This window comes from Olsenella sp. Marseille-P4559 (genome assembly GCF_900605015.1).
GTDB lineage: Bacteria > Actinomycetota > Coriobacteriia > Coriobacteriales > Atopobiaceae > Tractidigestivibacter.
This window is the reverse complement of sequence record NZ_LR027573.1, coordinates 557,858-583,708: the sequence shown is the minus strand read 5'-3', so window position 1 is coordinate 583,708 and position 25,851 is coordinate 557,858. Positions and strand designations below refer to the sequence as shown.

Sequence of the window (25,851 nt, the reverse complement as noted above, 5' to 3'; positions counted from 1 at the left end):
ACGTACAGAGATTGTGATGGATGCATGGTTTAACGATGGTTTGTACGTGTAAATTACGTAGTTCTCTGGCATGCATCACGCACGTGCTGCATTGAGAGGAGCGAGGATGGCAAACGAGAACACCGCCTATGACCTCCTGGCTGTGACGGGATGCCCAACGGGTATCGCGCACACATACATGGCCAAGGAGGCCCTTGAGAAGGCTGCCAAGGACAGGGGCCTTACCATCAAGGTGGAGACCCAAGGGCAGGTTGGCGCCGAGAACGAGGTGACGCCTGCGGAGATTCGTGCCGCCAAGGCAGTCATTATCGCGGCGGACAAGGATGTCCAGCCCGAGCGCTTTGAGGGGAAGCCCGTCGTGAGCGCTGGCGTGACTGCCGCGATCAAGGACCCAAGCGGCCTTATCGACAAGGCGCTTGCAGCCAAGGCGAAAGGTGAGCTCTCTGAAGAGGTTGCCAAGGCCACGAGCGACGTCCCCGAGGAGAAGGAATCCGTCGCGCATATCATCTACAAGCACCTGATGAACGGCGTCAGCCACATGCTGGTCTTCGTTGTCGCCGGCGGCGTCCTCACGGCCATCTCGTTCCTCTGGGGCATCACCTCGTATGATTCCACCGCAGCCGACTACAACTCCTTCGCCGCCATGCTCAAGATCGTCGGCGGGATTGCCATGAACCTCATGGTCCCGGTGCTCTCGGCCTACATCGCCGAGTCCATCGGCAAGCGCCCCGCCTTGGTCCCCGGCTTCATCGCCGGCATGATTGCCATCCAGGGCCTGCCCGTCTCGCCTGAGACTGGTCTCATCGACGCGAGTGGCACCGGCGTCGGCTTTGGCTTCCTTGGCGGCATCGTCGGCGGCTTCCTTTCCGGTTACGTCATTCTCGGCCTCGAGAAGCTGCTGTCCGGGCTGCCCAAGAACCTTGACGGCCTGAAGGCCATCTTCCTCTACCCGCTTCTCTCTGCATTCGTGGTTGGCCTTGTGATGCTGGGCATCTCTGGCCCCATGGCTGCCATCAACACCGGCATGATGGATTTCCTGAAGGGCCTCGAGTCCTCTGGCCCCATCGTCCTCGGCCTTGCAATTGGCTGCATGTGCGCATTTGACATGGGCGGTCCCGTCAACAAGGCAGCGTACGTCACTGGCACCATGATGCTCACCGAGGCGCTTGCCGCAGGCGTTGGCACCGAGACGTACAACTTTGGCACGAACTTCATGGCCGCCGTCTCTGCCGCATGCATCGTCCCGCCCCTCATCACCACCTTTGCTGTGATTGTCGGCAAGAGGTACTTCTCCAAGGCCGACCACGATGCCGGCATCGTGAACCTGATCCTCGGCTGCACGCACATTACCGAGGGTGCCATTCCGTTCATGACAAAGAACATCTGGCCTGTCATGCCCATCATGATGCTCGGCTCGTCCATTGGCGCCATCCTCACGATCCTCTTTGGCGTGCATGACCCTGCGCCTCACGGCGGGTTCCTCGTCCTGCCCGTTGTCGACGGTGGCGGCCTCTGGGTTCTCGCGATTCTCGCCGGCACCGTCGTAGGCGGCATCCTCTACGTCATCTTCAAGAAGTACGAGTATGACAAGAGCGGCGGCGTCGTTGCGGAGTAGGGTGGTCCTGGCGTCCCTGGCACGACCCATCCCAACCCGTTCGTTTCCTCCAGGGGCCCGGCTTCTGCCGGGCCCCCTTGATGAGTCCGGCGATCCTGGAGGACCAATGATCTACACCCTCACCACCAACCCCGCGGTTGACATGAACGTCACGAGCGACCGCCCGTCGACCCAGCACGTCAACCGCACGCGCAATGCCGTGTACACCCCCAACGGCAAGGGGCTCAACGTGAGCTTCACCCTCAAGCACTACGGGGTGGACTCAAAGATCCTGGGGTTCTTCGGAGGCTTCTCGGGTGACTACATCGTCTGCGGTGCACGGAAGGTCTGCGAGGTGGAGCCCGTCCTTATCGACGGCATCACGCGCGTGAACCTCTTCATCGCGACTCCCGACGGCGAATACAAGTTCCCAAACGCCGGGGCTCCCGTGGGCAGAGAGAAGCAGGAGGAGATGCTCGGGCTTCTCCGCCAGGCCCAGGACCTCGACTGCCTGGTGGTGTCTGGCAGCCTGCCCCCCCAGATCGACCCGTCCTATTACGACGAGCTCATCGACGTGGTGCACGAGAGGGGCGCAGACCTTGTCCTTGACATCTCCCACCCGCACCTGGCCGAGCTTGTGGAGAAGCGCCCGCTGCTCATCAAGCCCAACGACGAGGAGGCTGCGGCAGTCTTTGGCGCTGATGTGGGCGACGAGTCAGCGATCCTTGTGGCGCTGGGAAAGATTCACGCGCGCGGTGCCCAGAACGTGCTGCTCACGCTGGGTGGCAACGGAGCGTACTTCTCCGACGGGGAGCATGTGTGGCGAGCCGAAGCCGTCCGCGTGCCCGTGTTGAGCACGGCCTGCGCGGGGGACGCCACGCTTGCCGGCTTCCTCTCGATCTGGTACGCGGACCGCAGCGCGATTGTGCCGGCGCTCGCGCGTGCAATGGCCACCGGGGCCAACGTTGCCATGAGCGCAGGGCTCGGAGACTTTGCTAAGGTGGAGGAGTTCGAGCGGGAGGTTCGCATCACCCAGGTTGCGTAATGCGCCTCGGCCGTGCGCTCTGTCGAGGAGGTATTGCACATGGGGACCACAGGGGGACGCCTGCTTGCCGAGGAGCGGCGGAAGCGCATCGTGGGCATGGTGGATGAGCGCCAGAGCGTGCTCGTCTCCTCCATATGCGAGGAGTTTGGCGTGTCTGCGGTCACGGCGCGCGGGGACCTCGACTACCTCGAGCAGGAGGGCCTTCTCAAGCGCACCCATGGCGGTGCGGTTGCCGTGACCCAGAACGTGATACCCCGCGTGTCGGAGAGGCTGCGCAAGAACGCCAGCGCAAAAAGGCTGATCGCCCGGCTGGCTGCAGAGCGCGTGCATGATGGCGAGATGATCCTCGTTGGCTCGGGCTCCACCACGCTCGAGTTTGTGATGGCGCTCGACAAGAAGCGCGACCTCACCATCGTGACGAATGCCTGTCACGTCATCGACTACGCAGAGGCCCACCTCCCCGATGTCACCATCATGAGTACCGGCGGCAAGCTCGAACGCAAGTATCGCCACTACTGCGGGCCTCTCGTGGTGGCTAGCCTGCGCGACGTGTACGCGGAGGAAGTGTTTCTCGGCGCGGACGGCTTTGAGCCAAGCTTCGGATTCCTTGCGGAGTACGAGCAGACGGCCATCGCGAAAGTTGAGTTTCTGAGGCACGCGCGCACGCGCACCATCCTCATGGATGAGTCGAAGGTTGGTGCGGGTAGGTCATTCGTGCGCTTCGCGAAGCCAGATGGCGTTGATGTGGTGATCATGGACGCGGACCCGGATGGCCTGGTCGCCTCTGTTGCGAAGAAGGTCGTCACCGCCGAGTAGGGCGTGGCACCAAAGGAGGAGAGCGCATGGCGGACGACTTCACATCAATCATGGGATGGCAGGGCATGGGTGCCATCGCGGTGGACGGGCTTGGTTTGGGTGGCACCGCGCCAGATGCTTCGGCGGAGGGCTTTTGACGCCATTCCCACGTGGGTCGCCGATATGGGCTTCCCAACGGCGCCATCGGTCACGCGCGCCATGGCCAAGCGAATCGAGCACCCGGCCTTTGGCTACTTCTCGCCGCGCGGTGAGTGCCACCAGGCCATCATTGACTGGCAGCGACGTCGTAACGGTGTGGATGGGCTTGAGCCCGGCCACATAGGCTACGAGAACGGAGTCCTTGGCGGCGTGGTCTCGACGCTCACGGCCCTTGCGGCGCCAGGCGACGCCGTGCTTCTCCACAGTCCCACCTACATAGGCTTCACGCATTGCATCGAGGAGAACGGCTACCGGATCGTGCTCTCGCCTCTCGTTCAGGGCGAGCGGGGCGTGTGGCGCATGGACTTTGACGACATGGCTGCAAAGCTGGAGGAGAACCACATCCACGTGGCGGTGCTCTGCTCGCCTCGCCGCACAACCCGTGCGGGCGCGTGTGGGAGCGCTGGGAGATCGAGCGCGCGATGGAGGCCTACCGAGAGCACGACTGCGTGGTGACCTCTGACGAGATTTGGTCCGACCTGGTGCTGCCCCAGGCATCATCACGTGCCGACCCAGTCTGTGGGCGACGACGCCCACAGACGTACCGTGGCGCTCTATGCGCCGAGCAAGACCTTCAACCTGGCAGGGCTCGTGGGGAGCCATCACATCATCTATGACGATTGCCTGCGCGACCGCGTGGCGTCCAGGGGCTCAAAGTGCCACTACAACTCGATGAACGTGCTCTCGATGCATGCGCTTATCGGCGCGTACAGCCGCGAGGGCGAGGAGTGGCCGGGCGAGCTTCTGCAGGTGCTGGACGGCAACGTGGCCTGGGCGTGCGACTTTATCTGCGAGCACTTCGAGGGCGTGCGCGTGAGCCGGCCCGAGGGAACCTACATGCTGCTTCTCGACTGCAGCGAGTGGTGCGAGAGGCACGGCCGCGACATCGACTGGGTTGAGCGCGCGGGATGGCGCGTGGGCGTGGACTGGCAGGATGGGCGTGTGTTCCACGGACCCTGCCACGTGCGCGTTAGCCTTGCGCTGCCGCTCTTGCGCGTGCAGGAGGCCTTTGGCCGACTCGACCGCTACGTGTTCAACGCATAGGCTACCCCGCAAGGCCCGCGATGACGCTCGCCATCGCGACAATGACGCCGACGATCGACTCGCCGCCAAGCACGCCAGAGGCCACAACAACGCCAGCCTCCTGCGCATCGGCATCGCGTGCGGCACGCTCGTCCTCGGGAAGCCCCGCGTTGCGAGTGGTGCGTGCACGGCCAATGGCCCACTTGAGCGCAGCGCCCAACGCAGCGGTGAACGACATGTAGAACGGCAGGTAGACGCCAAGTCCCAGCATCATGGCCGGCAGGCCCGCCCAGTAGAGGCCAATGCCTGCCACAAGTCCAATGGCAAACGCCGGAACGCTGGGAATGCCCGAGACCATCGTGGCCACAACGCTCGCCTGTGCCGAGACGAACTCCCTTCCCAGCCCAAAGGCGTCGGGCCCATAGGCGCTGACCAGCGCCATCATGACGGCAGCGGAGACAACCGCCCCCAGCACGCCACCGATCGCCTGCCCAAGCCACTGGGCGCGCGGGTCGGTGCCAAGGATGCTCCCGGCCTTGAAGTCGTTCATCACGTCGCCGGCAAGTCCGCATGCAACAGCCACCACGCCGGCAATAAAGAAGAGCTGTACGTCTCGTACCTGTGCAAACGCCGAGACAAGCAGCAGCACGATGAGGCCAAAGATCTCCATGGGGTCGATGCCCGTCTGTCCGCACGACTGCGCGCTCATCGCGGTGGTCACAAAGGCGAGAAGCACCACTACAACGCTTACCAGCGGCGAGAGGCCGAGTCCCATGCACATGAGGACCACGATGGCAGCGGCAATCACGGCGAAGGTGCCGGCGTCAGTGCGGACGCTGCCGGTGACGAGCGACCCTTGACCGCCTGCCGCGCCGTCCGAGGCGCTTGAGGGGCCTCGCACCCCACGCACGATGCCCGCAAGCTGCGGCAGGATGTCCTTTGCCACCACGGCCAGGCCAGCGCCCATCATGAGTCCCATGCCCAGGCTCTTCACGATGCCCTGCGCTGCGCCAACTTCCCAAAGCCCAGCGGCACTGCCCGCCACCACAACGCCAAAGTTGGCGAGAAGAGCCCCCGCAAACCACCAGGCCACGGCAGCGCCACCCACAAGGAAGCCCACCGAGACCATCATCGGCGAATTGTAGATGCCAAAGCTCACACCGGGGATGGGGAGCGTCGCCAGCATGGAGGGCACCGCGCCGAGGGCGTCGCGCAGCACGGCATAAATACCGGCAAGCCCCATCGAGGCGAAGAGGTGTCGTCCGGTCCTGCCGCCGGCCTCGGTCGCGCGCAGGGTCTGCGCCGCGGAGGCCCCCATGGGGAACTCGAGGTTTACATCAACGATGAAGTGCCGGTGGATGATAGCGGTGGCTACGAGGCCCAGTCCCGTGCCGGCAAGGGCCACAGCAAGCATCTGAACAAACCCCACTTCGCCGGCGTACCCGAGCATCCAGGCGCCAGGGATGGTGAAAGCAAGCCCGCCTGCGACCATGGCACCTGCGGACATGATGGTATGCGTGACGTTGGCCTCGTTGAGGCTGGCGTCTCCAAGAAGCTTGAGGAAGAAGAGCGAAACTATGGCTGCGAACACAATCGGCCACGGAAGCGCACCGAGTTTGAGCGCCGTGTATGCCGAGGATGCGGTGATAACGACGCAGCCAATGCAGCCAATGACGACGCCACGCGCCGTCAGCTGTCCACGCCACGTGGCGTGGCCGGAAGAATCGCCCATGTTGCTCTCCTTTGCGTATATCCGCTCCCCCTGGCGGCCGGCGAATGCAGGCCGAGGAGTCGGGTTACCTATGCCCATGCGCCGGACCAGCGCGCGGACTTGGTAGAGTATAGCGAAAGGGGCGATCCGTCAGCGTCGAGGGGAGTACGCATGGCAAAGGGCGAGCAGGCCGAGCGGTCAGTGCCTGTCGGCGAGGGGCACTGCGTCCTGGCCGTAGACGTGGGAAACACCTCCACCGGCTTTGGCCTTTTCTCGGCAGATGCTGGCGAGGCGGACGAGCCGCTGGGGACCTGGGAGCTCACCACGCCCGCAAGGATCACGGCCGATGAGGCCCGCATGCAGGTGGCGCAGGTCCTGGGCGTGCTTGCGCGTGACGTGGCCGGGCAGCGCTCGCTCTCGTCGGAGCGCGCGACAGCCGCCGAGCCGCCGCTTGACGCAGTCCTCTCGTGTGTGGTGCCGCCGCTTACCGAGGCGTGGTCGGCAGCGCTTGCCACGGCCTGTCATACGCGCCCCATTGTGGTGGGGCCGGGCCTCAAGACCGGCTTACGCATGCGCTACCGAGACCCCGCCGAGATTGGCCCCGACCGCATAGCCGACGTTGTGGCAGCCAAATCCGCATATGGCTCGCCCGTTGTTGTAGTGGACTTTGGGACAACCGTGAACATCGAGGTAATCGATGCCGAAGGTGTCTTTCTCGGTGGCATCATTGCGCCGGGCCTCGCACTTGGGGCACGGGCGCTCTCCCATGCGGCCGCCCGGCTGCCCGTCATCGAGCTGCAGGCGCCGAAGGAGGCTATCGGGCGCTCCACGCGCGAGGCCATGCAGTCTGGCGTGGTCTTTGGCGAGACTGCCCGCGTGGACGGCCTTCTCAGCCGCGTATTCGAAGAGCTTGGTGGAGAGGCCCGCGTCGTTCTTACAGGCAGCAGCGCCAGTCGCGTGGCGCCGCTCATGGCCCATGCCGCCAAGGTGGACGAGACGCTCACGCTGCGCGGGCTTCACCAGCTGCGGCTTGGAGCGAACCGGCGCGGCTAGCGCTGCGGACCGCAAACTGTTCGGCTGCACCATACACAACGACGGCCCGGGCGGGGTTTCCGCCCAGGCCGTCGCGAGCCTCCCATGCGCTTGGTGCCAGCGCTCTCGCCTGCGCTTCTCGCCGGCGCCTAGAAGCGCGGATAGAGCATGGTTGGGTAGGTGGTCACATTCTCCTGCGGGCCACGCTGGCCACGAACCTTGTTCACGATTACCTGCGCCGCTGCCGCTGCGAGCACGGTACCAAAGAGCAGCGCAAGCATGATGAGGAACACGGTTAGGATGATGGGCGGGCTGGATGTGGAAATGATGGGCATATGCCGTCACCTGCGACTTTCTTGAGCGGCCTTCAACTTTGCACCTCTTTTGTAACACGTCGGCAATATTGTTTCAAGTATGTTACGAGAAGTACGGGCAACGGTCTCTCCTGCCGGCTTGCCGGTGGCTCTGGCCGATGCAAAGACCACGTGAACCGCACGCATAACGCTAGTCGGGTGAGCGAATGGGGTACGATTTGGCTGCGGCGCATCTGCGCGCGCCCGAAGGGAAGGTTCTCATGATTATGTTGCTTCTCGCATCAGCCCTTGCCGTTGTCTTGGCGCCGGTCATGCTCGCCGTGCTGGCGGTCTGGCTGGTCTTTGCCCTTGTTGTGGGCATCTTCCGTGCCCTGGGATGGGTGATTGGCGCGGGGCTTCGGGCGTTTTGGTGGCTCTTCGCCGCGTCGCTCGTTCTTGGGCTCATTGGATTTGCGCCTGCCATTCTCTTGGCAATTGTTGTCGCCGTTGCGGCTTGCGCGCACCCCACGCGTGTAGGATGAGGGCATGATTATCATTTGGATTTTGATGGGGGCGTGCGCGTGAACGGTACGATGCTCCAAGGCTTCTCCTGGTACCTAGACGCAGATGGCAGGCACTGGCGTCGGCTGGCAGAAGACGCCCGGCTCTTTGCCGACAACGGAATAACTGCCGTATGGCTGCCGCCTGCCTACAAGGGGATGGCTGGGGTAGACGATGTTGGCTATGGCGTGTATGACACGTACGATCTAGGAGAGTTTGACCAGAAGGGCTCCGTGCGCACGAAGTATGGTACGAAGGAAGAGTACCTTGCCGCGATAGACGCCCTGCACGCGGCGGGCATGGAGGTTCTCGCCGACGTGGTTCTCGACCACCGCATGGGCGCCGATGGCACTGAGCGCGTGCGCGCAACAGAGATGGCATCGTACAACCGCGAGCAGCCCACATCGGCCCCGCGTGACATTACCGCTTGGACGCGCTTCGACTTTCCGGGGCGCGGTGACACGTATTCTGGCTTCAAGTGGAACTGGACCTGCTTTCACGGGGTCGACTATGACGAGGCCACCCACACAAATGCGATTTACCTCTTTGACGGCAAACACTGGAGCGAGCAGGTCGATCATCACGACAACGGCAACTATGACTATCTCATGGGCTGCGATGTGGACGAGATGTACCAGCCTGTCTATGACGAGCTCCTGCGCTGGGGCGAATGGTACCTCTCAACCTGCAACCTTGACGGCTTCAGGCTCGACGCGCTCAAGCATATGGGCCGGCAGTTCTTTCTCCGCTGGCTTCCTGCGCTTAGGCAGGAGTTTGGCAAGGAGCTTTTCACGGTGGGGGAGTACTGGTCGCCCGACCTGGGAGAACTCAAGGCCTACCTAGGTGCCGAGCGTGCCATGAGCCTCTTTGACGTGCCCCTTCACTACCACCTCTACGAGGCGTCCTGCTCCTTTGGCAACGTTGACCTGCGCCATCTCTTCGATGGGACCCTTGTGGGGTCAGACCCAATGCGTGCCGTTACCTTTGTTGAAAACCATGACACCCAGCCTGGCCAGGCGCTTCAGTCCTTTGTCCAGAGCTGGTTTAAGCCCTCGGCGTACGCGCTCATCCTGCTGCGCGAGGCGGGCTACCCTTGCGTCTTTTACGGTGACCTCTTTGGCATGCCTAATGACGGCAACATCCCCGCCGTTCGCGAGCTGCCTCTCCTCATGGAGCTTCGCCGTCGCTTTGCCTACGGCCCACAGCACGACTACCTGGACGACCCGGACGTTATTGGTTGGGCACGCGAGGGTGACGGGCGCCATGGCGGCTCTGGTGTTGCCTGCGTGCTTACCGATCGCGAGGGCGGCTCAAAGCGCATGTACGTGGGCGCTCGCCATGCCGGCGAGCGGTGGGTTTCCGTTCTTGGCGGAGAGTCTGATACCTGCGTGGGCGACGATGGCTGCGCAGAGTTCGTCTGCAACGGGGGGAGCCTCTCGGCATATCTGCCCGAGGATACGGCTGGCGTTCTCGAGAACGACATCGTGCGGTACGGCCAGGATGCCCCCGCAGACTTGAGCTCGCATCTGCCGGTTCCGAGTGCAGGGGAGAAGCGCGAGGCAGACCGCATCAAGCGGGATGCCGATCGCTACGCGTCCAACCAGGCAAGCAGGTAGTCCACCACCAGGCCGTATGAGGAGCCCCATCCTTTTCGCCAAAGCTCCTGAGGTAGGTGTCGTTGGCCGTGGTGCCCACGTCTTCAAAGGGGCCCTTGTAGGCCTGGTAGTGCTGCCGTGCGGCTGTTCGGTCTTGCAGTACAAGCTCAACGCCTGAGCCGTCCTCGCCCGCGGGAGCCTCTGAGACCACCCGCTGGGCACGCTTGGGGTTCTCTGCCAGCAGGGCGTTTACGCAGTGGTTGAAAGCGGAGTAGCAGCCAGAGTACGAGAGGCGCACGTCATCGCTACAAGAGCAGGCGAGAAAGGCCGAGAGGTTCGCCTCCCCTTCGTTGGCAGTGCCCAGGCGGTGGGCTGCCTCGTGGCACATCGTGAAGGGCAGCTCGGCGGTCGCGGTTTTGAGCGGTACGCTGGATTCTGCAGTGTCAAGAAGATACCTGTGTGGCCGCTGTAGAGCAGGGGCTCGTCAAAAAGCAGGTGCGACTTTATGGGTGCAGTGCTTCCCGAGAAGACCTCATAGCGCTGGGCGAGCGGGATATACGACACTTCGGCAATGCTTGCGAGCTCGTAGGAGTCCTGTTGGGGGAGTACCGTCCTCCTCGCGCGGAACCAGTGACGCGCGGCTGGCGGCTTGGCCCAGATAGTACGCGGTGACGCTTGCCAGCTGGCCCTCGCTGTGCTGAGCTTTCAAGGCCAAGGTCTCGGGAGAGTTCCGGCGCGTAGTGGTTGAGCGCCCATCCGGCGGTGCCGAGAAACGCGGTTACTGCTATGGTCAGAGCTACCATCGAGAGCCAGGGGAGAAAGCGCTTGCGGTGGCGTATGCGGTGAACCAGCGTGGCGATTGCCGCCGCCACGAGGCCAACGGTGTCCAGTCCCATATGGCGAAGGGGGCTATGCTTGCGGCCGTTGCCAGGGCAGCCATGAGAGACTTTGAGAACTGGCAGTAGCCGGGGAAGAGCATTGCCTGCAAGTCTTGGTCGAGAGAAAAGCGAGGCGAGTGCTGGGCTGGAAGAAACCGGCGGAGGCCATCGCCGAGGTGCTCGCCGAGGCGAACGGAAATCCGCAATGGCCGCGTTAATCCGCTGTCGGTTGTTGTCATTTTGCCAGTTCCGGCGTCGGTTTGACGCCGGAGCCTGCGTTTGCGCAGCCATCACAAGACCCCTTCGGCGCTGAAATGACATTGCGGAGCTCGTTCCCGCAGCAACTACGTACAAAAGCGCCCCTCCGTCATCAACGGTGCGCATCGCGCAGCCCTACCTGCAGCCGAACTCAATATCCAAGCGTAGTAAACTTAGAAAACCTTAGATTGCTTGTATAAAGAAACCATAGTGGGGAACATACAAGAATGGACCCAAAGAAGCCCAAAGAAGGGGCTTCCACCACATAGAAGGAGTGGTAACGATGGCTGGCATGATTCCTTATAGTGATTACGAGAAGGCACTTCGCAGGGCATGGCCGTTTGGAGCCTTCGACGACTTCTTCGCTCCTCTCGCAGCGATTAACGCCGATGATGCCTTCAAGATGAACGTCGAGGACGCGGGTGACAAGTACATTGTGACTGCGGAGCTCCCGGGTGTTAAGAAGGACGAGGTAGACGTCGAGCTCAACGAGGGCAGGCTTTCCATTAGCGTGGACAAGAAAGAGTCCGACGAGGAGGAGAACAAGAACTACCTGCAGAAGGAAACCTCTGAGTGGCAGGCAAGCCGTGGCGTGTATCTGAAGGATGCCGCGACTGAGGGTCTCACGGCCAAGATGGATGGCGGCGTCCTCACCATCAATGTTCCCAAGCAGGCCGAGAAGGCCAACGTCACGAAGGTTGCCATCGACTAACAGCGATGCGTTTGCCCCTTACAACACGCAACGCGTAAGGTGCCCCGGTTTCGGCCGGGACACCTCCTTTTGTGCATCGCTGTGCCATCGCGGCTGCCACTCACCTACTAGATTTGAACGTATTTCAAAAAGCGGACTCATCTCGCACGGCTTGGGGGATGATACTCTCTATGCGATGGGAACCACGGCTTCACGCGGCGTCAGGCATTCCGATAGTTGCCTTGAGGTGGTTGCCCGTAGAACCCGCAGGAGAAGGAGAGGCCCATGTCCGCGTTCACCTCCATCAAGGCCAAGGCCATCGGTGTTGCCGTCGACCAGGGAGTCAACATGCTCTACGATGACTTCGACGGCAACTTACCCAAGGTAGAGTCTCTCATCAACAAGTTTGCCGGCTCTGGTGACTCCATCAACGATGCCCAGCTCAAGCTCTTCAACATGGTCATGGGTTACATGAAAGACCCCACTAACAACTGGCGTCATCTGGTCGACAACATCATCAACAATGTTGACAGGGACGTCGTCAAAACCTTTGCGCATAACTTCTTCGTGAACTCCGTGACCATTGGCGGCGCACGCCAGCGCGAGGTCAACGACACCGAGGGCTGCAACTGCCCGTGGGCCATCCTCATGGACCCCACTACCCGCTGCAACCTGCACTGCAATGGCTGCTGGGCAGCCAACTACACTAGCGCCAACCACAAGGACCTCACGTTTGAGGAGCTCGACTCCATCATCACGCAGGGCAAAGCGCTGGGCACCTACATCTACCTCTTCACTGGCGGCGAGCCCATGGTGCGCAAGCACGACCTCATCCGCCTGTGCGAGAACCATCCGGATTGCTTCTTCTCGGCGTTTACCAACGGAACGCTCGTGGATGAGGCGTTTGCCGACGAGATGCTGCGCGTAAAGAACTTCATGCCCGCGTTTTCCATCGAGGGCTTTGAGGAGGCCACCGACTCCCGGCGCGGCAAAGGTACGTTCGAGAAGGTCACGCGTGCCATGGACATTCTCCGCGAGCGCAAGCTCCCCTTTGGCGCCTCCATGTGCTACACCAGCGAGAACTACGACTCCATTACCAGCGACGAGTACATCCAGCTCCTTGTCGACAAGGGCGTGCTGTTCGCATGGATCTTCACGTACATGCCTGTGGGCCTGGGCGCTCCGGTGGAGCTTCTCGCCACGGCGGAACAGCGCGCGGGGATGTATGACAAGGTGCGCAAGAACTGGCGCAACAATGTGCCCATCTTCTTCGCCGACTTCTGGAACGACGGCGAGTACACGGGCGGCTGCATCGCGGGCGCCCGCCGCTACATGCACATCAACGCTGCGGGTGACGTTGAGCCCTGCGCGTTCATCCACTACTCCGACTCCAACATCCGCGAGAAGAGCCTGCTCGAGTGCTACAAGAGCCCGCTCTTCAAGAGTTACCAGGCGCACCAGCCGTTTAGCTCCAACATGCTGAGGCCGTGTCCTCTACTGGACAACCCCGGCAAGCTCTCCGAGATGGTGCACGAGACCGGAGCCAAGTCCACGGATTACGTGCATCCCGAGGACGTGGACGAACTCGAGAGCAAGACGCAGGCGGCAGCTGCGGCATGGGCTGAGAAGTCCGCGCCCATGTGGGCCAACAGCCCTAAGGGCCGCCTGTCCGACCGCCTGGCCAAGGAAACCGGCGACCCAAACGCCTGGGTCAAGTACTGAGACAAGGGGGCAGTCCCTTTGTCTCATCCACGCGCGGCGCTAAGATATGGTCTGCTTGAAAACAGCGCCCTGCAAACGGGTGCCCCTTCCGAAAGGAACGTACATGATTCGCGAGCTCTGCAAGGACAACGCCATTCTCTCCAAGAAGTGCCAGCGCGCCACACCCGAGGACGCATCCCTGGCGCAGGATCTCATCGACACGCTGCACTCCATTGAGGATGGTGCCTGCTTGGCGGCCAATCAGATTGGCGTCACGAAGGCCGTCGCAGTCTACCTTGATGACAGCGGCGAGGCGCACGTGCTCTACAACCCGCGCGTCATGATGGGCCTCAACGCTGTGCGCACGGCCGAGGGCTGCCTCTCGCATGACGAGCCTGCCAAGGTCACGCGCTACGGCAAGGTCAAGGTCTCCTACGACGAGCTTGTCGACGGCCAGTTCGTGCAGCGCCGCCGCGACCTCACGGGCTGGGAGGCCCAGATGGTGCAGCACATGGTTGACCATTGCAACGGCAAGCTGGTCTAGGAGGTGCCCGTGGCTAACGAGGACGAGAAGGTCATCGATTTTGATCTTGCAGCAGGAGAGCTCTTCTCGAGCTATCCCGACCTCCCCGCGCTTCTTGAGGAGATGGGAATCGAGAACGTCGACACGGGCAAGACCATCCCCCAGATTGCCTCTGAGCTGGGCGTGGAGACAAGCGTTATCGCCTTGGCGCTCGAGGCGTCTGGTTTTGTCGTGCATGGCTTGGAGCCCTCGGCGGATGGCTACAAGAGCCCGCTTGACGATGTGGTGAGCGTGCTCTTCGACAACTCCTATCACGGCGAGCCGCTGCCAGACACCCCATCGTCCGGCCCCATGCTGGCTCACATGGAGATGGCCATTCGCCGCGCGCAGGACGAGGGCAAGCTTCCCAAGTGAGACAGAGGAACTCCCCTTGTCTCACTTCGTAAAGAGGGCGGTGAGGCGGTCGAGGAACGACTGGCTCTGCTGGCTGTCATCGGTTGCCTGCGAGGTTTGGCCGTCTGTGCTAGAGGAGTCAGACGAGCTGCTCACACCGTCTACCACGTAGACAAACTGCACCTCACGAACATTGGTGTTGGTGGGGTCGACAAAGGAGTGCAGCTGATAGCCACGCCCGAGCTCCTCGTCAATCGTGTCCTGAAGCTCGTCGAGGACCCTCTCGTCCATGCCGTCAACAGATTCTTGTAGTTCGTCGAGACCGTCGGACAAAGTGTGGCTGCCGCCTGCTGCCTGAGAGGTGCCATCGGCAAGCGTGCCCAGACCGTCGTCCAGCTCGTGGGCGCCCGCGGCAAGGCCCTTCGCCCCTGCGTCGAGCTTGGTGGAGCCGCTGCTCAGCGTGTCGAGCCCCGCGGCCAGCCGCCCAGCCCCATCCTTTGCCGAGGAGGCCCCGGCAGCAAGCGTGCCGAGCCCGGCGTCAAGGCCAGATGCGCCGGAAGCAAGCGCATCAACTCCGCCCTTGAGCCCGCCGCCCGTCTGCATCGACCCGGCCAGCGCGTCTACACCGGCAGACACCTGGTGCGCACCGTCGTTGAGCCTCTGGAGGCTCGTGACGTCGATACTGCCGAGCTGCTGCTGAGCGGCACCCACTATCTCCTGCGAGTTCTTTACGAGCTCGTCAGACTGCGTGAGTACGGCCTGAGACTGCGCGAGCATGCCCTGGATGCCCGTGCCATCGCCGGCACTGCCCTCAAGGGAGGAAAGCGTGCTGCTCAGTGCCTGCGAGTCTGTCTGGAGCTGTTGCGCTGCTGTGCTTACGCCCTGTATGCCCTGCGCAAGTGCTCGGATGGTGTCCGCCGCACTCTTTGCATCGCCGCCAGCGCTACCTGCAGCGCTGGCTGAGGTGGTGCCGGCGTCAGCTGCATTCTTCGCGGATGCCATGGCGCTCTCGACGGCGGACCTCTGGTCGTCAGTGAGCGTTGTGTCTTTATCGAGTGCAGCAAGCGTGCCGTAGGCATCCGAAGCGCTGCTCGCCGCCTGAGTTGCTGCGTCCTGCGCTGCTGCAGCCTCGCCGGCGGCGGCGCCTGCCTTCGTGGCTGCAGAGCCAAGCGCCTCTCCCATGCCTGAGGTGGCCTCCGAAAGATCCTCAAGGTCAGCCTTCACAGCCTCAGCCTGGGTCACGGCGGCCTGCCCCTCCTCGTCCATGCCCTGGGCGGAGGTCTGTATTGTCGCAAGCTCCTGCTGGATGCCATCTACAGATGTCTTAGCGGTGTTGAGCTTGGCGTTCATGCCTGCAAGCTGCTGTGGGAGCGTGCTAGATAGTGCGTCATAGAGCTGCTGCGTACCATCGGCAACCTGCGATGCCCCATCTTTCAGCGCCGTTAGCGAGCCGTCTTTCGCCTCGAGTGCTGCCCTGAGCTGTTCGGCACCGCTCGCAAGCTGAGAAGACCCCGCCTTCGCGCTCTGGGCTCCGGCGTCAAGCTGTGCGGTGCCGCCTGCGAGTTCGTGCCCGCCATCTGCAAGCTGCGACGTCCCGCTTGCGGCCTCCGCAGCTCCCGCCGCAAGCCCATCCGCACCACTTGCCAGCGAGCCAGACCCACTCGCCGCACTTCCGGCCCCGGCATTGATGAGGTCCAGCGTGCCTGCAAGCTCGCGCCCGCCAGAGTCAAGCTGGTCCACACCGTCTGTGAGCCTTGACGTGGCATCTGTGAGCTTTGACGTGTCGGCATCTCGTACGCTCACGTCCATGGAAAGCGGCATGGCGCTTATCTGCCAACCGGAGTACGTGAAGTCTTTGGCGTCACCCGTGATGTGCCAGTCTCCATTGGTACCAGGCAATAGCAGGTAGGTGACAAGGGTGTTGCTGCCTACCACGGCCACGGTGCCATCGTCGGAGTCGTCGAGGTCAAAGTTGTCGTTGGGGAAGGTGCCTTGCGCCTGCAGCATGAAGCTCTTGGCAAAGTCCGACTCCGGCGAGTTGCCATCCACGCCTGTGACCTTGAGCTCGATGTCGAGCTTGCCGCTCTTTCCAGAAAGCTCGTCAGGCGAGACAGGCTTCCCATCAAGGTGATACGTTACCTGTATGTCCCAAGGCAACTGCGTGGAGGCGTCAAGGTCTCCCTGGTAGTAGGTGGGCTCACCCGCCTGGGTGGTAAGGCTTACCGAGCCGTTCGCGTTGTCAAGCGCCTCTGTGGTCGAGAGGTTCTGCACCTTGGTGTAGGTGCCTGGGTCTTTTATGGTCTCTGCGGTGGCCGCCTGGAAATCGTTCACCACGTAGATGCCGCTCTTCTTTCCCGTTGCGTCCGTGCGCGCGTAGACAATCTCCGTCTTCGCGCTTTGGGGCTCGCCACTCTGGGTGTTGGTGTCGGGCTCGCTCGGCTGGTCGTTCATTTCGTCGGCAATCGCTTGGGTGGCGCCAAACGGAATGCTCATCGAGACGCCCATCAGCGCGCCCATGGTACCCGCAAGCGCCTTGCGACCAAGGGAGGCTACGCCCTTCTCGCTGCTGTATTTCATGGTCCTGCTCATTGTCCTCACTCCAAACGTGTGTGGTGGATGCTAGGCTGCCGTTGAGTCCGGTAGCGTCTGGTTCGAACCCTTGCCGGGCTCCTGGTAGAAGCCAATCTTATAGCTGGTGTGGCGCACAAAGCCATCGAGCAGCTGGAAGAGGAGCGGCAGTATGAAGAAGATTTCGATGACGGAGATGAGCGCACCACGGGCGATAAGCTCGCCCACCTGCTGAATCATGGGGCTTGAGACGGCAACCGTGATGCCCGCGCAAGCAAGGATCAAGATGGAGCTCGACGTGATGATGGGCTGGGCGGTCTTCTCGACAGACTGGGACGCTGCATCCTTCTTGACCATGCGCTTGCGCCGTGCGAGATACTCCTCGGTGAAGATGATTGCGTAGTCCACGGCTGCGCCAAGCTGGACAGCATCTATCACAAGGAATGCCACAAAGTTGATTGTGTCGCCCGCAAAGTAGGGTACGGCTTCGTTGATCCAGATGGAGACCTCAATGGCGCTCACCAGGATGATGGGAATCGAGATGCTCCTGAACATGACGAGCAGCACGGCACTAATGGCGAGAATGGAAGCCATCTTGACGGTGGTACTGTCTGTTGTGGTGACAGACTTGATGTCTGCGTAACTCACGGCGTTGCCCACGAGCCTGTAGTTGTCGCCATAGTGGCTCTGGCAAAGACTACGCACGGTATCCACCAGGTTAAAGGCGCCCTTGGACTCGTCGGGGATATTCGAGGTGAGCACGATGCGGCTCCAACCATTGTTGAGGAGCTGCTTAACCTGGCTCTCATCGGCAAGCTCGGAGGGGAGGGCAGAACCCGCAACGGTGGAGTACGAGAGCACGCTCTTGGTGGTTGGCAGTGTCTTTAGGTCATCGACCAGGCTATCCTCTTCTGCCCAGTTGCCCTCGGGTATCATGATGGCCCACGTCTGGGACTCGCCAAACGCATTGTTGATGATGTCGCCATCGATCTTGATTTGGGAGCTTTGGGCAATGTTTGCGGCCGAGCCATACGTGAAACTAACGGCGCTTGACGCCTTGAACGCAGGGACGGCAATCACCAAAGCGATGATGAGTGCAGGTACGGCTCCGGCACGGCATACCCTGGCCAAGCGGTTGAAAGATGAGAAGAACGGCTTGTGCGAGGTCTTCTCGACGGCTTTCCTCATGTTGTAGAGGATGCAAGGCATGAGTAGCGTAATTGAGAAGAACGAGCACACGATTCCCTTTGCCAGCGCGATGCCCATGTCGGCGCCAATGAGGAACTGCATGGCAGCAAGCGAGAGGAACCCAAAGAACGTGACGGCTGCCGAGGAGAGAATTACGGGGAAGGATTTGGTCATGGCCTTCACCATGGCCTCGAATTGGTCATCGGTATGCTGGCTGTAGCGACCAAAGTTCGTGAGTAGCACAATCGAGTAGTCCATCGAGACTGCCAGCTGCAGCACGCTTGCCACAAGCTGCGTGATCGAGGAGATGGTGCCGCGAAAGATGTTGGTGCCCATGTTGAGGGCGATGGCCACGCCAATGGTGAGAAGCATCACAATGGGGTGCAGGTAGCTCGTGGTGTTGAGCATGACCATCACGAAGACCACTATCACGGCGATGGTCAAAATCTTGGCCATGTCGGTATTGATGGTAGCGAGGTTTGCCGCATCGCTTACGGCCGAGCCATCGATTGCCACGGTCTGCGCGCCGGGGATTGCCTGCGCCATGGAGCGGATGGAGCCTATCTCAGACTGGTCCACGCTACTGGTGAAGACGCACTGATAGAGGTACCCCTTGCCGTCGTACCACTCTTTGACGGTGTCTGCGCCAGCAACTTCGAGCGGCTCGTCTAGGTCGACCTCGTCGCCGAGCCAGGTAACGGAGGTAACGCCAGGCTGGCCCTTGAGCTGCTCGTCAAACGAGGCCGCATCCACTTGGGAGATTCCCGTCACATAGACTCGTGCGTTTGTGATGTCGTTGCCGTAGATCTGCTTCATGGCATCGAGGTCTTGCGATGACTTTGCATTGAGTGGCAGGTAGTCACTCATGTTGGCATCGATTTTCACCTGGGGGATGCACGCCAGGCACAGGCAGGTGAGTATCACAAAGACCGTGATGACCAGTCTCCTGTGGCGAAGCACTCCGCGAAACAGCCGCTCCATCTCATTTCTTCTCTCTTTTATATTGGCCATCTGTATGTTGTCAAACACATGGCTGTTTTCTACCCAGGTTCAATTATCATGAATGTTACAGAGAGACTTCGGGTCACCGCAGCATTCACTTCGTCCGGACTTGTACACTAGCTTCGTCATCTGTTGTACTTTGGAGGGGGCACGAATGGCAGAGAGGGCCATGAACAGAAATGCGCAACGCTCCATACGCCTGCTCAAGGAGGCGTTCATGGAACTGCTCGCCGAGAAGTCCTACCAAAGCATCACGGTCTCCGACGTGGCTCGCAAGGCAGACCTTAACCGTGGCACGTTCTATGCGCACTTTGACAACGTGGATGACCTCATGAGGTCTGTAATGGCAGACGCAGCAGACAGGATCTCGGAGTTTCTCTCGAAGGCGGTGGAGACCGGTTTTCTCGAGGACCCCATGCCCGTGCTCACGCAGGTGGGCGACTACCTCGACCAGAACAGGGAGCTCACGCGCAAGCTCGTAGAGTCGAGAAGCGTAGAGCCATTTGTCTTTGCGCTTGAGGCCCGCTTTCGCGAGTGGGTGCAGCGGCGCATCCCCGTGCGTACGCCGCAGGAGAAGAGCGCCAGCGCCGTGCTCACCGACTACGTGGCCGGAGGCGTGCTGCAGACCTACCGGTCATGGATCGTGGGAGACTGCCCTGGCGTAGAGATTGGGGAGATAAACAAGTACCTCTGCGAGTTTGTGCGCTCGACAGGCGCGGGGCTTCAGGGGCTGCGTCTGGGATGAAGCTCTAATCTTGCTGCCCGCTTGCGAGGTCTTCTCGCACGCTCTTCGCTCGGCTGTACCGATGCGGGTTGCAATGGCGCACAATAGACGCATTGGGCACACGAGACGGAGGCAACATGGAGATCAAGGACTTCACCCTGCATCACGACGGTGTGGACGGGGACTTTGATGTGACGCTGTACGGCACCGCTGGGCGGCCGATCATTGTGTTCCCCGAGGGGGACTCCTCATGTGCAAGCTGGGAGGAAGGCGGCATGGTCGATGCCTTGGCCAGTCTCATCGACGCTGGCCGCGTGCGTCTCTTCTGCGTCGATTCGGCCGATGGCTCCAGCTGGTATGCAGGTTGTGCTCCCGTGGACTACCGCCTGGCGAGCCTTGGTGGGTACTTCGACCTTGTCGAGAACGAGCTTCGCAGGCTGGTGCGCGACGAGGCGCCCAACACCGAGGCGCCCATCGTTGCTGGCGCGGGCATAGGTGCGCTCAACGCGACCATAGCCATGCTGCGTCGGCCGGATCTTTACGGCGGGCTGCTTGCGCTCTCGGGCACCTACGATGCCGCATGGGTCGTGGGAGATGCCATGAGCGATGGCTGGCGTGCCTTCTCGCCCGTTGATGTTGTGCGCGGCCTGGGAGACAATCCGCTGCTGGTGGAGGCTCTGTCTGAGAAGCTGCTGACGTTTGTGTGCGGTACGGGCGCTGGCGAGGAGGGCGGAGAGACCCAGCGCACGCTCCAGGGCGAGCTTGCCTCCGCGGGCGTGGACGCGACCTTCGAGTACTGGGGCACAGATGTCGACCACAGCTGGGGCTGGTGGCAGGAAGAGGCCCGGCAGCTTCTCCCATGCCTGCTCGACGAGGGCGGGTTGCAGCGCAGGCATGCAGCTTCGGTTGTGGGGGATGCTCGTGCGGCTGCAAAGGCTGCGGGCGTGGACCTTGCCGGTGCCGGTGAGAGGCTTGAGCAGGCAAGGCATCACCTCGACGAGACGCGTGGCGCGCTGACCGCGGCAGAGGAGCGCAGCAAGGTAGAGCGGCAGTCTGTCTTGGGGCGCAAGAAGGAGGCGGAGCGCCTCGCCACTGTGGCGCGTGATGCGTGGGCTGAGAAGGACCGTCTTGCCGCACTGCTCGAGGATGCCATTAGGAAGGGAAACGAAGCCCAGGCAGAGGCCGATAGGGCCGCGGCAGAGCTCTCTTCTGCGGAGTGGATTGCGGGCGAGGCCGAGGCTGCCGTCGCGGGCGCGAAGTCCGGACTTGCTGCGGCGAGCGGCGAGGCCGAGCGGGCCAAGGAAGCCGTCAAGGCAGCGCGTGCGCGCGAGGCCGAGGCAAAGGCCAAGCTGCAGGCCGTGCTCGACGAGGCGGGCGCGGCGAAGCCGGCCACGGTGCCAGCCGAGAAGAAGCCTGCCGCCAAGCCGGCCGCCGCGCCGGCAAAGAAGCCCGCTACGAGGAAGAGGCCTGCCGCCGAGAAGAAGCCTGCGACCAGCACCAGGCGGTCCTCTCGCACGCGCAAGGCCCCTGGCAGCGAGGGCAAGGCCAACTAGGTCGCGCGCAATACACACGAGCAAGGCCATCCGCCGTCACACATTCGTGTGCGAATGTGTGACGCGCGCAGGTCGTCACAGAAACGTCGACGATTGTGTTGCGGTCTGCAACACAATCGTCGAGTCACGGCCGGCCAGGACACTCCCTAGAGCAGCGGGTCAAACGCACGCGCGTACTGTGCGAACAGTCGGTCGAAGAAGTACGTGACCCCAAAGGTCGCATAGATCCGGTGGAGCGACGAACCCTCGCTTGCGTCTCTGCCTATCGCCAGCACGTCATCGAAGATGGCGTGCAGCTTTGGGTCCTCGCTTGCCGTAACGATGACCTTATAGGCATGGCAGCGCTCGATTGCCGCACGCTGCCTGCGGGCAAAGCCATTCGAGGTTGTCACAACAATGAGCAGGTCACTGGGAGTGAGCGTGTCGATGAGGCCCACGCTTGGCGAGTCCTCGGACACAAGGTGGACGATTTTGTCCTCAACGAGCATGGCCTGCTGGAACTCGCGCAGCGCCAGTGTCGACGACTCCGTTGAGAAGACCACGATGCGCTTGCACGTGTTGAGCGAGTTCACGATGGGCAGAAGGCCGCCTCGAGTGACGAGCCCGTCTATCTCGGTGTATATGGTGTCAAGGTCTTTGTGCAGGTTGCGGTGCTCATCCCTCTCGGCCCAGGCATAGACAAGGTAGTGGCGGCGCAGGGCGTTGAACTCATCATCGGAAAGTTTGCCCGCCTCCCTGATGTGGAAGCCAATCTCGCTCATGCTGCCTCCTGGGTCACTGGGTCGACAATCTGTGCAGACAAGAACAGTTTACGCATCGCGTGCGGTGTTCGTGCCCGCTTGCCCGAACGACCCCGCAAACGTGATATAGACCGGCAGGCGTAGGTGCTAACAGGGCCTTGGTTTCGTTGATTCCCAAGCCGCCCGTAACAAATCATTGCGCGTTCTCTTACCATACCTACGATATCATGCCAGTTGGCTCTTAATAGCTGAGAATGAGCGCGCAATACTTGTCGGCGGAGAGGCCCTATCGGCACCACGGGCACAGCCGGTGTCGCGGGCCTTCTCGCGCGGCTGCAGGCACTGCCTGCCGCCACTCCCCACGGCGCACCTGCCTCCCTACAGGACCATCTCCGCCTCGATAACCGTTGGGTTCTTGAGCCTTTGGAACTCTGCCTGCTCTCGTCCAGGACCTCGTTCAAGCAGTCCGCGCGCGTAGCGGCACCCCTTCTCCCAGGCGAGAAGGGACCAGATGAGGTCCTGCCTTCGCCTGCAAACGGTTCGCGAGGCAAGTGCGAGGCGGCTCTCAGACATGCCCCATCCAGAGAAAGGCTCGATTGCTCGGAACACCTCGGGCATCAGAGCGTCGAGGCCGTACTTCTCGTAGAGGTCTTCGCTTGTTGCCGGGAGCACCACAAGCCCCTGAGCAGTCAGCTCCCGGTTGCGGCGCAGGTCACATCTACGACCTTCTCGCGCACTGAGCCCTGTGTCTCCCTGAGGGCTTCAGCCGCGCTAGCATCTCCTGGCGCCAGCGCGTAGGACATAGCTGTCTTGGTCACACCATCCAGGTCAAGGTGGTAGAGGCTGTCGTAATTGATGCCAATGCAGGTATTGGGGACAAGGATGTCTGGCACGCGAGATGCCCGCGCTCCGGCGCGTGCAGGCTCGTCTGGCGCCACCTGCCTCTCGTTGAGAATGAGCCGTCCCATTCCGTATCCAAGGTACTCAAACGGAAGGGTCATGAGAGCTGCGACCACCGCTTCTGCGGGAGACCAGGCGTTGTCGGCAACATGCTGGAGCATGCGCCTTGATTGCGCGATGCCGGGAAGGCCCTCGCATTGCGAGAGGAACTGCCCGATTTTCTCGACGGTCGTTGCTGGTGGCGTGCCAAAGGCTGCGGCTCCGCCACGAGGATCCAGGGGGTTTCTCGAAAAACTGCCCGTGAGTTCGTAGCCGAGAAGTACCTGCACCTCCGGCTGCATGACGGCGCCCATCTCAACAAAGACGAGCTTGGGGGAGGCAATGCGAAAACCATTCCCCACGTCGAGGAATGCCTGTGCAGAGAGAGGGGCTTGGTGGATGACAGACGAGAAGGCCTTGGACCGGATGCGCTCACCTGCGCTTCTGTGCTTGCCACGGCAACACTAGACGAGCGCTTGCCCCACGCCTCGCGCGAAAGCCCCAGACCAGAAAGGTCGACGCAGCTTGCGCTCCAGCGGCACCGTTTCTCTGGTGGCTTTGGCGCGGCGGTGCTCGTCCTTTTTAGTGAGGAAAGACCGTGTGCACGTCAGGTACCGTGCCACTTCTGATTGACCTGATTACAGCAAGCACACTGAGGCAATCAGGCGTGAGGTTCATGGGACCTCCCAAGCGTGCTCCGAGCTTCCCCAAAAACTATTGCGCACTATTTTACGGTAACGGTGATGTCTCACCAGTTGAGATCGAGAACTGTGAATCAGCGCACAATAACTGCCGTCATCGGGACCCGGAGTCGGCTGGGCGACCAAGAATCTGCTGCCGAGACGCGCTACCATAGGGCCATCGCGGGCGCCTGCGGACTGGCGCACACAGGTACGAGAAGGGAAGCAGCATGTACGACTTCACATTTCACGTTCCCACCACCATCCACTTTGGCAAGGGCCAGATCTCTCACCTCTCCGAACTTGCCCAGTACGGCAAGAAGGCCCTGCTCTGCTATGGCGGCGGCTCCATCAAGCGCAACGGCATCTACGATGAGGCGCTGAGCATTCTCGACCAGGCGGGCGTCGAGGTCGAGGAACTCTCCGGCGTAGAGCCCAACCCCCGCATCGAGACCGTCCGTCGTGGCGTCGAGACGTGCAAGGCCGCAGGCGTTGACATGGTGCTGGCCATTGGCGGCGGCTCCACAATCGATTGCGCCAAGGTGGTCGCGGCAGGTGCCCGCTACGACGGTGACCCTTGGGACCTGGTGATTCATCCTGATAAGATTGCCGCCGCGCTCCCCATCTTCTCGGTGCTCACGCTCTCTGCTACCGGCTCCGAGATGGACGCGTTCGCCGTGATTTCGGACATGAGCAAAAACGAGAAGTGGGGCACTGCTGCCGAGTGCCTCAAGCCCACGATGTCCGTGCTTGACCCCACCTACACCTTTACCGTCTCGCGCCGCCAGACGGCAGCGGGCACGGCGGACATGATGAGCCACACGTTCGAGAACTACTTCACCATGGAGCCAGGTGCCTATGTCCAGCAGCGCATAGCCGAGGGGCTTCTCCGCACGATGGTTCACTACGGCCCTGTGGCGCTTGAGGAGCCGGACAACTACGAGGCCCGCGCCAACCTCATGTGGGCGGCCTCGCATGCCATCAACGGCCTGGTAAACGCTGGCGCGGCCAACGCATGGTGCGTGCACCCCATGGAGCACGAGCTCTCCGCGTTCTACGACATCACCCACGGCGAGGGCCTGGCCATCCTCACACCCGCGTGGATGGAGCACGTGCTCTCCGTCAAGACCGCGCCCATGTTTGCGACGTACGGCCGCAACGTCTGGGGCCTTCAGGGCACAAACGACATGTCCGTCGCACGTGATGCCATCGCAAAGACCCGCGAGTTCTTCTTTGCCACTATGGGCATGCCGGCCGACCTGCGTGCTGTTGGCATTGATGACGAGAAGAACTTCCGCGTGATGGCCGAGAAGGCCGCCGCTGGCAGCAAGGGTAGCTTCGTTCCCCTCACGGCCGATGACATCGTGGAGATCTATCGCGCGGCGCTCTAACATCAGCGCGGAAGGCGTTCGCAGCAAGCGCCCCTCCCGGCACTGGCCGAGAGGGGCGCGTTGCGTTGGGCGGACTAGGGCAGACCAGGGCCCTGCAGCACTGCTCCCTACAGTACGGCGCCCTTGTAGTTGGCCTCGTAGGCGCCAGAGAACCCCAGCTCGAAGGCAGCTCCGTCATAGGTCTGGAGGTTGGGGTTTCTCCCCGCGCCCCAGCACCCAAAGGCCCAGGTGCCGTACTCGTCTATGGTGCGCTGCGAGTAGGACATGAGTTCTGCCCTCAGGCGAGACTCGTACGATGGCGAGCCAGGCCGGTCCTCCTCGGATATGAGGGCCCCCAGGCGAGAGGTGAAGCGTGGGACGGTCTCCCGCGCGCGAACCTCCCAGATGAGCGAGAGCTTGGCGACGAGGTCGACCCGCTCGCAGAACTCGTAGGGCTTGGGCGGCAGCATGAGATGGGCGTCGGGACGGTATGAGGTGCCAAAGAGATAGGCAGCCCGCTCCAGCACGATGGACTTCTCGCATGCACGGGCGTTCTCGAGGTCCTGTAGGTATGCCTCTAGGAGAGGCTCCGGCCACAAGGCAAGCTGAGACGAGCGAAAGCGGTTGAGCACCAGTCCCAGCGACTCGGCATTGCACGGTGGGCTAGGCTCCTGGAGCGCGCGCTCGAAATCCTCGTCCTCCCGGCTGAGCACGGTCTCGACAAGCTCGGAAACAGACATGAGCCTCGCCTCCTTAAAGGGTGACGTGTTCGCAG

General features: G+C 62.0%; 25 protein-coding genes and 1 pseudogene. 17 read left to right on the top strand and 9 right to left on the bottom strand.

Going from position 1 to position 25,851, the window contains the following annotated elements; all coding sequences use genetic code 11:
• Nucleotides 1-106 precede the first annotated feature (106 nt).
• The 6 genes from E0E00_RS02570 (at nucleotide 107) to E0E00_RS14880 (ending at nucleotide 4,697) form a co-directional block, all read left to right on the top strand.
• Nucleotides 107-1,615 (top strand): PTS fructose transporter subunit IIC, encoded by a 1,509-nt coding sequence (locus E0E00_RS02570; RefSeq protein ID WP_130811033.1) that lies wholly within the window; start codon nucleotides 107-109, stop codon nucleotides 1,613-1,615.
• Nucleotides 1,616-1,721: 106 nt separating this feature from the next.
• Complete coding sequence (locus E0E00_RS02565; RefSeq protein ID WP_130811032.1) at nucleotides 1,722-2,639, top strand: 1-phosphofructokinase family hexose kinase; 918 nt, start codon at nucleotides 1,722-1,724, stop codon at nucleotides 2,637-2,639.
• A gap of 39 nt (nucleotides 2,640-2,678) precedes the next feature.
• Nucleotides 2,679-3,455 carry a DeoR/GlpR family DNA-binding transcription regulator gene (locus tag E0E00_RS02560; RefSeq protein ID WP_130811031.1) on the top strand — a complete coding sequence of 259 codons (777 nt, stop codon included), beginning with the start codon at nucleotides 2,679-2,681 and terminating at the stop codon, nucleotides 3,453-3,455.
• Nucleotides 3,456-3,569: 114 nt separating this feature from the next.
• Nucleotides 3,570-4,109, top strand: coding sequence for an aminotransferase class I/II-fold pyridoxal phosphate-dependent enzyme (locus E0E00_RS15295; RefSeq protein WP_371683365.1), 540 nt, complete (start codon nucleotides 3,570-3,572; stop codon nucleotides 4,107-4,109).
• Complete coding sequence (locus E0E00_RS15290; protein ID WP_371683364.1) at nucleotides 4,076-4,270, top strand: hypothetical protein; 195 nt, start codon at nucleotides 4,076-4,078, stop codon at nucleotides 4,268-4,270. Before E0E00_RS15295 ends, E0E00_RS15290 begins: the two co-directional genes overlap by 34 nt.
• Entirely contained in the window at nucleotides 4,245-4,697 is a 453-nt protein-coding gene (locus E0E00_RS14880) for a hypothetical protein (RefSeq protein ID WP_371683363.1), read from the top strand. Before E0E00_RS15290 ends, E0E00_RS14880 begins: the two co-directional genes overlap by 26 nt.
• Nucleotide 4,698: 1 nt before the next feature.
• Here E0E00_RS14880 and E0E00_RS02550 read toward each other — a convergent pair whose 3' ends face one another.
• Complete coding sequence (locus E0E00_RS02550; protein WP_130811030.1) at nucleotides 4,699-6,408, bottom strand: OPT/YSL family transporter; 1,710 nt, start codon at nucleotides 6,406-6,408, stop codon at nucleotides 4,699-4,701.
• A 150-nt stretch (nucleotides 6,409-6,558) separates the two neighbouring features.
• On the opposite strand from E0E00_RS02550, the gene E0E00_RS02545 reads away from it, so the two are divergent.
• Nucleotides 6,559-7,440, top strand: a complete 882-nt coding sequence (locus E0E00_RS02545; RefSeq protein WP_130811029.1) for a type III pantothenate kinase — start codon at nucleotides 6,559-6,561, stop codon at nucleotides 7,438-7,440.
• 128 nt (nucleotides 7,441-7,568) lie between these two features.
• Here E0E00_RS02545 and E0E00_RS02540 read toward each other — a convergent pair whose 3' ends face one another.
• Nucleotides 7,569-7,754: a hypothetical protein gene (locus E0E00_RS02540; RefSeq protein ID WP_130811028.1), complete on the bottom strand. Its 186-nt coding sequence runs from the start codon at nucleotides 7,752-7,754 to the stop codon at nucleotides 7,569-7,571.
• A 239-nt stretch (nucleotides 7,755-7,993) separates the two neighbouring features.
• Between E0E00_RS02540 and E0E00_RS02535 the strand changes: the two genes are divergently transcribed.
• Both E0E00_RS02535 and E0E00_RS02530 read left to right on the top strand, forming a co-directional pair.
• Complete coding sequence (locus E0E00_RS02535; protein ID WP_130811027.1) at nucleotides 7,994-8,254, top strand: hypothetical protein; 261 nt, start codon at nucleotides 7,994-7,996, stop codon at nucleotides 8,252-8,254.
• 39 nt (nucleotides 8,255-8,293) lie between these two features.
• Nucleotides 8,294-9,889: an alpha-amylase gene (locus E0E00_RS02530; protein WP_242622102.1), complete on the top strand. Its 1,596-nt coding sequence runs from the start codon at nucleotides 8,294-8,296 to the stop codon at nucleotides 9,887-9,889.
• On the opposite strand, the pseudogene E0E00_RS02525 reads toward E0E00_RS02530, so the two are convergent.
• Nucleotides 9,843-10,298 (bottom strand): annotated as a pseudogene (locus tag E0E00_RS02525) (DUF3810 family protein); the annotation flags it as partial. The gene E0E00_RS02530 and the pseudogene E0E00_RS02525 overlap by 47 nt on opposite strands.
• Nucleotides 10,299-10,608: 310 nt before the next feature.
• Here E0E00_RS02525 and E0E00_RS02520 point away from each other — a divergent pair.
• The 5 genes from E0E00_RS02520 (at nucleotide 10,609) to E0E00_RS02500 (ending at nucleotide 14,333) form a co-directional block, all read left to right on the top strand.
• On the top strand, nucleotides 10,609-10,833 hold the full coding sequence (locus E0E00_RS02520; RefSeq protein WP_130811025.1) for a hypothetical protein: 225 nt from the start codon (nucleotides 10,609-10,611) through the stop codon (nucleotides 10,831-10,833).
• Between the two features lie 454 nt (nucleotides 10,834-11,287).
• Entirely contained in the window at nucleotides 11,288-11,716 is a 429-nt protein-coding gene (locus E0E00_RS02515) for an Hsp20/alpha crystallin family protein (protein WP_130811024.1), read from the top strand.
• A gap of 264 nt (nucleotides 11,717-11,980) precedes the next feature.
• Complete coding sequence (locus tag E0E00_RS02510) at nucleotides 11,981-13,417, top strand: radical SAM protein (RefSeq protein ID WP_207302621.1); 1,437 nt, start codon at nucleotides 11,981-11,983, stop codon at nucleotides 13,415-13,417.
• A gap of 103 nt (nucleotides 13,418-13,520) precedes the next feature.
• Nucleotides 13,521-13,940: a peptide deformylase gene (locus tag E0E00_RS02505; RefSeq protein WP_130811023.1), complete on the top strand. Its 420-nt coding sequence runs from the start codon at nucleotides 13,521-13,523 to the stop codon at nucleotides 13,938-13,940.
• 9 nt (nucleotides 13,941-13,949) lie between these two features.
• Nucleotides 13,950-14,333, top strand: a complete 384-nt coding sequence (locus tag E0E00_RS02500) for a hypothetical protein (protein WP_130811022.1) — start codon at nucleotides 13,950-13,952, stop codon at nucleotides 14,331-14,333.
• A 21-nt stretch (nucleotides 14,334-14,354) separates the two neighbouring features.
• Here the strand turns inward: E0E00_RS02500 and E0E00_RS02495 are convergent, their stop codons facing one another.
• Together E0E00_RS02495 and E0E00_RS02490 are read right to left on the bottom strand one after the other, a co-directional pair.
• Complete coding sequence (locus E0E00_RS02495; protein WP_130811021.1) at nucleotides 14,355-16,901, bottom strand: hypothetical protein; 2,547 nt, start codon at nucleotides 16,899-16,901, stop codon at nucleotides 14,355-14,357.
• Nucleotides 16,902-16,931: 30 nt separating this feature from the next.
• Entirely contained in the window at nucleotides 16,932-19,049 is a 2,118-nt protein-coding gene (locus tag E0E00_RS02490) for an RND family transporter (protein ID WP_165443518.1), read from the bottom strand.
• A 175-nt stretch (nucleotides 19,050-19,224) separates the two neighbouring features.
• Between E0E00_RS02490 and E0E00_RS02485 the strand changes: the two genes are divergently transcribed.
• Complete coding sequence (locus tag E0E00_RS02485) at nucleotides 19,225-19,815, top strand: TetR/AcrR family transcriptional regulator (protein WP_165443517.1); 591 nt, start codon at nucleotides 19,225-19,227, stop codon at nucleotides 19,813-19,815.
• Nucleotides 19,816-19,931: 116 nt separating this feature from the next.
• Nucleotides 19,932-21,347: a hypothetical protein gene (locus E0E00_RS02480; RefSeq protein ID WP_130811018.1), complete on the top strand. Its 1,416-nt coding sequence runs from the start codon at nucleotides 19,932-19,934 to the stop codon at nucleotides 21,345-21,347.
• A 146-nt stretch (nucleotides 21,348-21,493) separates the two neighbouring features.
• Here the strand turns inward: E0E00_RS02480 and E0E00_RS02475 are convergent, their stop codons facing one another.
• The 3 genes from E0E00_RS02475 to E0E00_RS02465 form a co-directional block, all read right to left on the bottom strand.
• The gene (locus E0E00_RS02475) at nucleotides 21,494-22,108 is read right to left on the bottom strand and encodes a hypothetical protein (RefSeq protein ID WP_130811017.1); all 615 of its coding nucleotides are present in this window, start codon (nucleotides 22,106-22,108) and stop codon (nucleotides 21,494-21,496) included.
• Nucleotides 22,109-22,465: 357 nt separating this feature from the next.
• Nucleotides 22,466-22,759 carry a hypothetical protein gene (locus tag E0E00_RS02470; RefSeq protein WP_130811016.1) on the bottom strand — a complete coding sequence of 98 codons (294 nt, stop codon included), beginning with the start codon at nucleotides 22,757-22,759 and terminating at the stop codon, nucleotides 22,466-22,468.
• Nucleotides 22,760-22,776: 17 nt separating this feature from the next.
• Entirely contained in the window at nucleotides 22,777-23,388 is a 612-nt protein-coding gene (locus E0E00_RS02465; protein ID WP_130811015.1) for a hypothetical protein, read from the bottom strand.
• 548 nt (nucleotides 23,389-23,936) lie between these two features.
• Here E0E00_RS02465 and E0E00_RS02460 point away from each other — a divergent pair.
• Nucleotides 23,937-25,097, top strand: a complete 1,161-nt coding sequence (locus E0E00_RS02460) for an iron-containing alcohol dehydrogenase (protein WP_130811014.1) — start codon at nucleotides 23,937-23,939, stop codon at nucleotides 25,095-25,097.
• 107 nt (nucleotides 25,098-25,204) lie between these two features.
• Here E0E00_RS02460 and E0E00_RS02455 read toward each other — a convergent pair whose 3' ends face one another.
• Nucleotides 25,205-25,816: a DUF4125 family protein gene (locus E0E00_RS02455; protein ID WP_130811013.1), complete on the bottom strand. Its 612-nt coding sequence runs from the start codon at nucleotides 25,814-25,816 to the stop codon at nucleotides 25,205-25,207.
• Nucleotides 25,817-25,851 lie beyond the last annotated feature (35 nt).